Raw genomic sequence first — 8,253 nt, 5'->3', positions numbered from 1 at the left:
AACACTGAGCAGCGTCATTTGAATGAGCCGAAGATGACAAACTTCAGCGGAATCTACCCGCCCACATCATTCAAACCTGCCAAACATAAACACTCAAAACGACCCAACTAAAAAAACTTCATCCGGCATCAGCTCTTATTTAATGAGAGCGAGGCGCAGACGAAGCTTTTCCGATATCTTTTGATTCTAACTATAAAGCGAAAGATCCGACAACTAGCTTAAACTGCTAAGCACGTGTTTCTTCAGGCAATTCTTCTGTAGCATCTTCCGTTTTTCCTATAGCAAATGTGAGCATGAAGCAGGTTAAGGCTACAATGAGCGCGATGGCAATTTTCATAACGGCATTACCGGTCGCCAAACCATCTAACGCATCCGTATTGGCAATGACTGCAACAGGCGAAGCTGTAACCAGGCCCAAAATCGCAGCATAAGTAAAGCTAGGATAGTGCATAAAGAAGTAGTCGATCACTTTGCTTATCAAAATGATTCCAGCCAGCATCCCAAACGCATAAGATGTAAGCAGAACAGTGAATGGAATCAATTCTGTCAGATTAAAAGCCGTAAGACTGGAAGTAAAGCCATTGATTGCATAGACAACAGCGTAATAGTATCCCATAATAAGCATCAATAAAGACCCGCTGATACCGGGAACGACCATGGCCGCTGCGGAAACAAGACCGACAAAAAATAATGCGATAAGAGGACCGGCACCAAGACTGATTGTCTCAGGACCGCCGCCGGAGACATCTGCGACACCCATCCAGGCCACGATAGCAAAAAATACAACAAAGAGGATGACATGAACGACTGACATTTTACGCCTTTTCTCATTCAAGCTCTCTTTAAACGACTCAGATAAAATAGGGAGCCCACCTAAAATCAGACCAACAAAGGCAAAGGAAGTATATAAAGTATACTCATCTAAAAGCCACGTGATGATCATTGAAAAACCGGCCACACCGAGAATAGCACCTGTAACGATTGGGATGAGGACCCGCATGCTCAACTTGAATTCTTTCCTGACATGTGTAAATGCGTGGATGATATCGTCATAGATACCAAACGAAACAGCCATCGTGCCACCTGAAACGCCTGGGATGATATTGGACACGCCAATAAATAACCCTTTGATCACTAACCACATATATTGCATAATAAGCTCCTTAAAAATTGATAGTTTAACTGTTTTATATTTTAACATACTGAAACGTGAATATACTGATAAAATGTGACTATTTCATTTAAAAGTAAATGAAACCGAAAATCAGTTTCAGCAGATCCTTCAATTGTACTTATACAGCTCTTTCCTTACATCAGAGATATAACCCTTGTCGGTAGTGATGACGAGTTCGTCTCCTGGGGTAAAGACCGTGTCCCGATGCGGAATGAATTCATGGTCGTGTCGAAGGATTTTAACTAAATGGGCGCCATCTGGAGTTATGAGATTCTTCGCCATCATGCCATCAAGGGTTGTCCCTACTTCAACCTGCATGTTTATCTCAGCAACTTCGCCCTGAAAGAGACGCGGTTTTGGATTGACTTTACGATAAAGGAGTTCTTCATAAATGGGTTCAGATCCTACAAAGTCGGAAACCACATAAGCACTTAAACACACGACCGCAAGCGGCATCAGATGAGTAACGGAGCCCGTCATTTCGGTGATCAGCATGACAGAAGTCAACGGGGCCTTTGTAACAGAAGTTAAAAAACCGCCCATAGCGTAGATAATGAAACTGCGCAAAAAGACAGCATCGATCCCTGAAAGTGTCAGTGCGCCGTTTCCATACATCGAACCCACCAAAGCGCCGAGACTTAAGACCGGGATAAAGATTCCACCCGGAAGACCCGAACCATAAGAAATATGCGAAAAGATGAATCTGAAAATGAAAATACTCAGGAGCAACCAAAGTGTCGGCGAGCTCTCATTAAGTAGATTGATTACTTCTGTACCACCACCGAGCATGGTTGGAAAAAATACCCCGATCGGCACGACTAGAATGAAAGGAATAAAGACATAAAGATACGGAGGGACAGGAAGTTTTTTATATAATTTCGGCATATACAAAAGAACTTCCTGATACACCCAGCCTACTAACGCCAGAAAAACACCAAGAAGAACAAGATGACCGTAATGTTCAAGTGGAAACTGGGAAAGTTGACCTAGATGCATCGGTGCTTCGACGCCAAAAATCTGATAGGCAACGAAATTGGCTGTAATTGACGCTGAAAAAGCAGTAAGCAACAGGATACCTGAAAATTTCCGGTGCATTTCTTCTAGAACAAACAAAATACTGGATACCGGTGCATTGAAAGCGGCAGCCAGGCCTGCGCTGGCTCCAGCTGAAACCAATATACTTTGCTGAGAGCGACCGCCTTTAAGGTAATCATTCACCCCTTGTCCCACAGCACCGCCCAGCTGGATAGAAGGACCTTCACGACCCAGAGCGAGCCCCGACCCGATAGCCAATGTTCCACCGATAAATTTGCGCCATAAAATCGAGAACCAGTTCAAATCAAGAGAACCGTGCAGCTGACCTTCAATATCCTGGATTCCCGACCCTTTGATATCCGGCTCATGTTTGATAAGTAAAGCAATGGCAAAGGCGAATAGGAGCATAAGAATAAACCAGCCAATGGTCCACGCTGGATTTTCACCTAGAAAGTAGTATATGTCACGTGTCGTTTCCAGAAGAAATTCAACGGATGCACGTAAAAGACTGATAACGACACCTGAAACAGCGCCTACGAGCATTCCTTTTGATACATATGAAATTTTTGACCAGTCGAGATGATGCCAAGCGTTCATAAAAAACCTCCGATAAAGAGTAAGTGGCTTCATTTTAAAGGACGTCATCAATTAAAAACAAGCCACAGAAATAAAATTCATCAAATTATAACGAAAAAGTTGACCATTTATCTGCAGTAGGAATATGGTATAATTATAAAGACGAATTTTTGCCAGATATTATAGAGACCGATTCAAAAAGGAGGAGATACGCATGATCCTTATGGGAGTAGAAGTAACGCTCTTGATATTTGATTCTTATTCTCTGAAAGAAAAGCGCAGCGTTATCAAAAGTATTTTAAGACGGACAGAAAACCGGCACCATTTGTCTGCAGCTGAAGTGGGCGATATGGAAATGCATAACAAATCAGTGCTCGGTTTCGGTATCGTGTCAAACAACCGAACGCTTTGCCGGAAACGACTGGAAGCCGTACTAAGTGAAATCGAAGCGAACTATGAGGTGGAAATTTTAGATTACAACTGGCTGGAAGCATAAGCAGAAGTATAAGAATAGAAAGACGCAGCGATTTACATGAAAGGAAATCACTATGACCAATGGATTAGAAGACACCTTGTTTATCAAATACAAAAACGATACGACCGAGCTGACTGATTTACTGCAGGCTCACAAGAAAGACAGCCTGATAGAATTATCAGAAAATTACGCTGTTCCTGCCAAGAAAAGCTGGAACAAACATACGATCGCGACACATCTTTCTGAGAAAGTACTTGAGCAGGCAGAAACGATTTATCACCCGGTACTGAAAGACATTCTGATGCGCTTACCCGATTTGGAGACGAACCTTTATCGTGTCAAGAGTTTAGATGAAATTCAGGGATTTAATCCTTTGATCCAAAAGGGGTTTTTTTTCGTATCAAAGGAAAAAGAAAGTATACTTTTAATCATTCCTGAAGAAATACTTTTCAGCGTCAAAGATCGACTGAACACAGAAAGCCCCTTGCAGACAGATAAATTCTCCAGTGAAGAGAAGCAAAAGAGTGAATGGTTCAAAACCTGGAATGATAAATTAACAGCAATCTATGGTCATGCACCTTTAAAACATTTAGAGGCAAGCTGGAACAGATACGCCCGAAGAAAAGTGACAATGGATGAAATAAGAGAAATACTCAATCAAGAATGACTAAGGAGAAAAAAATGATAAGAATAGCTATTGACTCTGGCATCGACCAGAACGATTATATGAGAGAAAATTATGATTATGACTTTTTGCCGCTCAGTGTAATCATAGACGAGCAGGACTACCTCGATCAGCTGGAAATCTCTCTCCAGCAAGTGCATGAAAAAATGGCAGAAGGTGTCATGCCTAAAACATCACAAGTTTCTCCGAAAACAATCATTGATATGCTTGAGGATGCCCGGAAGCAAGGCGATGATGTGATTTACTTGAGCATCTACAGTGAATTTTCAGGCACGTACCAGGTTGCCCAGACAGTTGTTGAAAATTACATTGGTATGTATCCGGACATGAACATAGCGGTGATCGATTCCAAAGGCGGTTCCGGTGGCGGGGCACTTTTAGCGCTTCAGACGATGGAAATGGTCAAACAGGGGATGGCGTTTGACACTATAGTCGAACAGACAAAATGGAATGCCGAACATATCAATTATCATTTCACTCTGAACAACCTGATGTGGCTGGTCAAGGGTGGAAGACTCCCTAAGGTAGCAGGATCTGCTGGAGACGCACTTAACATAAAACCTTATCTTTCGGTTAATGAAACAGGGATTTATCTGAAGAAACTTGTTCGCGGCCAGGAGCGTGTCTATAAACGAATGATTAAGGAAATGAAGAAAAACGTCGGCGACTTCACTGACCAGTTGATCACGATCAGTCATGTCAACGATTATGAAACCGCGCAGAAACTGGAAACCATGGTACAAGAAGCTTTACCCGAAGCGACTACTCAGATTTTTGATGTTGGGGCCTTGCTGGCTGCTCATTTAGGTATCGGCGGGGCTGGTGTGTTTTACTTCAACGAAAAGCCTGAGCATTACAAATATATAAATGAATAACTGAAGAAAATCATATAAAACTTAAGGTCTGTATCCTTTTCTGAATAGACAAAAGACGATCATGAATTGTCTAAGTCTATTCATGAAGTGGCTGCAGATTTTTTTATGCTTATCCGGTCCACCTAATGACCGAAAGCAGTAATAAAGTAAAAATGATTTTCTGAATTCTTCTCATTCCAATGCATATTATTTGAGGAAGTATAGACGAATCGATATACTAAAGATGTTCAAATAAAGACAAAAAAAGGAAAAGGAGAAGATGGACAATGAACAACATAGCAAATTCGTTCGAAAATGCATTAGCGAATTTCATCAATTTTTTACCACAATTATTGATGGGAATACTGCTGATACTTGTTGCCTGGATCGTTGCCACACTTGTTAAGAAGGCAATCGTTAAAGGACTGGAAGCGACAGGTATGTCGAGTAAACTTTCAAAGTGGGGAGCGGCGGACACGGATGACCAGGGAAATACCATGGTCACAGCATTAGGTAAAGTGGGTTACTTCCTCGTCTGGGTGTTATTCCTGCCAGGGATTTTTTCAACTTTCGGATTGGAATCCATAGGTAGACCCGTGACAAATATGATCGATACAGCGCTGGCGTTTTTACCTAATATAATTGCAGCACTCATAATTTTAGTGTTAGGTTTCTACGTAGCTAAATTTGTCAAAAACCTCGTTTACAACCTTGGTGTAGCAGCAAATGTAGACAAATGGATGAGCAAACTTACAGGCTCATCAAATGATTCGAATACTGAAAAGGTCAAGGATAACAAACAGACTTTAGCTTCAGTTCTAGCGAACACCGTTTATGTGTTGATTCTGATACCTATTATTCTTATGGCTTTGGATGTACTGAATATCGACACGATCGCACAACCGATCAGTGACGTACTCAACTCAATCTTGAGCGCTATTCCAAATATCTTAGTTGCTGTCATACTACTTGCAGTAGGAGTTGCCATAGCGAAATTCGCTGGAGACATGTTGAAAGATTTGCTGAGAGGAACAGGTTTCAACAAATATTCATCTTATCTTAATAAATCAGGTGACATGAATGTTGACCTCGCGAAAATCATTGGAAACACTGTAGCTGCATTGATTGGTTTGTTTTTCTTAGTTGAAGCGCTGAATGCACTGAATTTGACAATGCTGAATGATATCGTTGCAGCTATCATTGCATATCTGCCAAATATCTTATTCGCAGCCATCATCATTGGACTTGCATTCATTGGCGGAAAAATGTTGGCATCTGCGATCAATAAATCAACAGGAAGTAAATTTGCAGGTGAACTGGTCAAGTATATCGTCATTGTCTTTGCTTTATTTATGGCGTTAGACCAATTGAATTTCGGTTCAAATATTGTAAATCTTGCATTCTTATTCATTATCGGTGGTTTAGCAGTAGCCTTTGCTCTATCATTTGGTCTTGGAGGACGCGACTTTGCCCGCAAACAACTTGAACGTGCGGACAGTAAAATCGATAAAGAAAGCTCCAAAACAAGCAATCCAACAAATGACACCCCCAATCTATAACCATTAAATAAAATATGTTTGAATGATAAAGAAAATCCAAAAGAGCGCCGTTTGCTCTTTTGGATTTTTTCTGTTTTTAATTGAGTTATAAAAGGATAATAGAGACAGTTGAGTTAACGTTAAATCGATTAATTGACTAGATGAGATTTTGAAGCAGGCTCATATAAGTATAGGAATCGAAAAAGTTGAAGATAATGAATATGACTGAGGTTCGGCGCAAAACTATAATTAAACTGAGTGAAGCGACCGAACTTATCAAACTTCGGCGCAAACGAAGCTCCTGCCCGAGTCAAAACGACCGAAGATGGTTGAGGTTCGGCGTGAAACTATGAGTAAACTGAGTGAAGCGACCGAACTTATCAAACTTCGGCGTAAACAGAGCTCTTACCCGAGTCAAAACGACCGAAGATGGCTGAGGTTCGGCGCGAAACTATGAGTAAACTGAGTGAAGCGACCGAACTTATCAAACTTCGGCGCAAACGAAGCTCCTGCCCGAGTCAAAACGACCGAAGCCATCAATTTTTTTACACATTACACACACTCATCTACTTAAATCTGTCTAAACCCCATCAAAGGATCCCCAAACATTAACAAAAAATCAAAATGAAAGCTTTAGACGCTAAAGCTGCCATCAAAAAAACACTTCTGTAGCTATTGCGTGACTGCTACAGAAGTGTCAAAATTCACTAAACACTATTTAACTAAACAAATAGCCAGTTGAATATTCCAAAGATCAGAACGAGTACGATAGCGATGGGGACGAAGAAACGCGACAACAAGAGAAAAGCCGTTCCCATCATACCTTCTTTCAGATCAGTATGCTGCAGGATGTCCTGATTGCTCCAAGTCCAGGCGACAAAGATAACAGAAAGGAGCGCACTCGTAGGCAATAAGACATTGGCCGTGAATAGATCCATGAAGTCTAAAAAGCTGCTGCCTAAAACAGTGATTTCCATTGCACCCTGACTTAATGAAGAAGGAATGCCTAACAAGAAGATGATGGCTCCTAACATCAAAGTGATGCCTTTACGCGACAACTTGATGCGATCCATTAAAAAGGATACCGAAACTTCCAACAAAGAAATGCTTGAAGACAATGCTGCCAAGGTAAGCAGGACAAAGAACAGCAAGCCGACAAAGACCCCGATACCACCAAGAGCATCGAAAATCACGGGCAGTACTATAAAGACGAGTCCAGCACCTTCTGTCGGATCCAAACCGAAAGCAAATAGCGCCAGGAAAATCATCAATCCAGATATGAGGGCAAAAGCAGTATCCAATACGATAATGACAGCCGCAGAAGAGGTGAGACGTTCTTCCGGTTTCAGATAACTACCATAAGTTAACATGATGCCCATACCTAAACTTAAGGTGAAAAATGCTTGTCCCATAGCGGAGAGATAAACTCTCGGATCAGTAAAGGCTGACCACTCAGGCTGAAACATAAATGCGAAGGCTTCTGATGCCCCGCCTAAAGTCAAACTATAAGCAGCCAGACCAATAACAAGTAAACTCAGTAAAGGCATCATCCATTTACTGGATGTCTCGATCCCTTTTTGCACACCAAGCAGCACAATAACTACGGTCAACCCCATGAATAAAAGTGACCAGAGAACCGGTGAGACAGGTTGGGCAATAAAATTCTGAAAGAACACTGATGAGTCTCCGCCAATACCTCCAGAAAGATACTCATAAGTATAACGCAGTGACCATCCTCCAATGATACCGTAAAACGACAGAATTAAAAAAGCTGCCAGTACGCCTAAGCCACCAGCTATATACCAGTGGGTTTTAGGTGCGATTTTTTTAAAAGACTGCACGGCATCGTCTTGGCCCCGTTTACCAATAGAAAATTCAATAAGCATAATAGGAAATCCTAATAAAATAACACTTAA

General features: G+C 41.5%; 7 protein-coding genes. 4 read left to right on the top strand and 3 right to left on the bottom strand.

Annotated features, from left to right (window positions below; genetic code table 11):
• Positions 1–226 precede the first annotated feature (226 nt).
• Together AKA01nite_RS09040 and AKA01nite_RS09035 are read right to left on the bottom strand one after the other, a co-directional pair.
• Positions 227–1,153: a DUF368 domain-containing protein gene (locus tag AKA01nite_RS09040; protein ID WP_186805156.1), complete on the bottom strand. Its 927-nt coding sequence runs from the start codon at positions 1,151–1,153 to the stop codon at positions 227–229.
• A gap of 129 nt (positions 1,154–1,282) precedes the next feature.
• Entirely contained in the window at positions 1,283–2,806 is a 1,524-nt protein-coding gene (locus tag AKA01nite_RS09035; RefSeq protein ID WP_186805155.1) for a ClC family H(+)/Cl(-) exchange transporter, read from the bottom strand.
• 193 nt (positions 2,807–2,999) lie between these two features.
• Here AKA01nite_RS09035 and AKA01nite_RS09030 point away from each other — a divergent pair, with 193 nt between their 5' ends.
• The 4 genes from AKA01nite_RS09030 (at position 3,000) to AKA01nite_RS09015 (ending at position 6,358) form a co-directional block, all read left to right on the top strand.
• Positions 3,000–3,281: a DUF503 domain-containing protein gene (locus AKA01nite_RS09030; protein ID WP_146925000.1), complete on the top strand. Its 282-nt coding sequence runs from the start codon at positions 3,000–3,002 to the stop codon at positions 3,279–3,281.
• A gap of 52 nt (positions 3,282–3,333) precedes the next feature.
• Positions 3,334–3,927: a hypothetical protein gene (locus AKA01nite_RS09025; RefSeq protein WP_146924999.1), complete on the top strand. Its 594-nt coding sequence runs from the start codon at positions 3,334–3,336 to the stop codon at positions 3,925–3,927.
• Positions 3,928–3,941: 14 nt separating this feature from the next.
• Positions 3,942–4,820 carry a DegV family protein gene (locus tag AKA01nite_RS09020; RefSeq protein ID WP_186805154.1) on the top strand — a complete coding sequence of 293 codons (879 nt, stop codon included), beginning with the start codon at positions 3,942–3,944 and terminating at the stop codon, positions 4,818–4,820.
• Positions 4,821–5,086: 266 nt separating this feature from the next.
• Complete coding sequence (locus AKA01nite_RS09015) at positions 5,087–6,358, top strand: mechanosensitive ion channel (protein WP_146924997.1); 1,272 nt, start codon at positions 5,087–5,089, stop codon at positions 6,356–6,358.
• A gap of 701 nt (positions 6,359–7,059) precedes the next feature.
• Here AKA01nite_RS09015 and AKA01nite_RS09010 read toward each other — a convergent pair.
• Positions 7,060–8,253, bottom strand: a 1,194-nt coding sequence (locus AKA01nite_RS09010; RefSeq protein ID WP_146924996.1) for a sodium-dependent transporter, incomplete at its 5' end; no start/stop codon positions are given.

Source organism: Alkalibacterium kapii, assembly GCF_007988865.1.
GTDB classification, from domain to species: Bacteria; Bacillota; Bacilli; order Lactobacillales; family Carnobacteriaceae_A; genus Alkalibacterium; species Alkalibacterium kapii.
Note: the sequence above shows the minus strand (reverse complement) of the source record. Positions and strands in the feature narration are given on the sequence as shown.